The 1,117-nt window shown below is 59.9% G+C and carries 1 protein-coding gene; it reads left to right on the top strand.

Features of this window, described 5'->3' with window-relative positions:
- On the top strand, positions 1 to 1,117 hold a 1,117-nt coding region (locus HKD27_RS16210; RefSeq protein WP_194690220.1), incomplete at both ends, for a Tn3 family transposase.

The raw sequence follows: 1,117 nt of genomic DNA, 5'->3' as shown, positions 1-1,117 counted from the left end.
GCCGTTTCGCAAGGAATGGCAGAAGATCGTTATCGATCAGGATGACAAGCCCAACCGGCGTCTGTGGGAAATCGCGACGCTCGCGCATTTGCGCAACAAGCTGCGTTCCGGCGATGTGTGGATCGAGCGGTCGGCCAATTATCGTCGCTTCGACAGCTACATGCTCAGTAGGGAGCAGGCAAAACCGTTCATTGCCGAACTTGACCTGCCCCTGTCGGCAAATGAATGGCTGGATCAGCGCGCTCGCGAATTGGATAAACGCCTGAAGAAGTTCGCGCAAAGCCTGAAACGCGACGCCTTGCAGGGGGTGCGCTTTCGTGACGGGCACCTCCAGATATCGCCGATACGCGCGACAACGCCGCCGCAAGCGGAAAACCTGGCGCAACAGCTCAACGCCCTGATGCCGCCAATCCGCATCACGGAGCTGCTGCACGAGGTGGCGCAGGCTACCGGTTTCCTCAGCGCCTTTACCAATCTGCGCACGGGCGAAGCCTGTCCCAACGAGAATGCGTTACTCGCGGCCATTCTGGCGGACGCTACCAATCTGGGGCTATCACGCATGGCTGCCGCGAGTCACGGCGTTACCCGTGATCAGCTCTTCTGGACCCACGACGCTTATGTCCGCGACGAAAATTATCGCAAGGCGCTGGCCGTCCTCATCAACTCTCATCATCGTCTGCCATTTTCCCGGAGCTGGGGGGACGGTTCGAGTTCGAGCTCTGATGGGCAGTTCTTTCGCGGCGCCAAGCGCGGTGCCTCGGGCGGAGACGTCAATGCCCGGTACGGCGTTGACCATGGGTTCAGCTTTTACACGCATGTGTCTGATCAGCGTGCCCCATACCATGTGAAGGTCATCTCGGCTGCGACACACGAAGCGCCATACGTGCTCGACGGCCTGACCAGTCATGGAACCGGGCTTAAAATCTCCGAGCATTATACCGACACGGGTGGTGCCACCGACCATGTCTTCGCGCTCTGCGCCCTGTTGGGTTTTCGCTTTTGCCCGCGCCTGCGCGACTTTCCGGATAGACGCCTGGCGTCCATCGCACCGGCCAGTTCCTATCCCTCCATCAGCCCGCTGCTTGGCAAAACCATCCGCACCGACATCATTCGGGAA

This window comes from Gluconobacter sp. R75690, assembly GCF_015244525.1.
In the GTDB taxonomy this organism is placed as follows: domain Bacteria; phylum Pseudomonadota; class Alphaproteobacteria; order Acetobacterales; family Acetobacteraceae; genus Gluconobacter; species Gluconobacter potus.
This window is presented reverse-complemented; position numbering and strand designations above follow the sequence as displayed.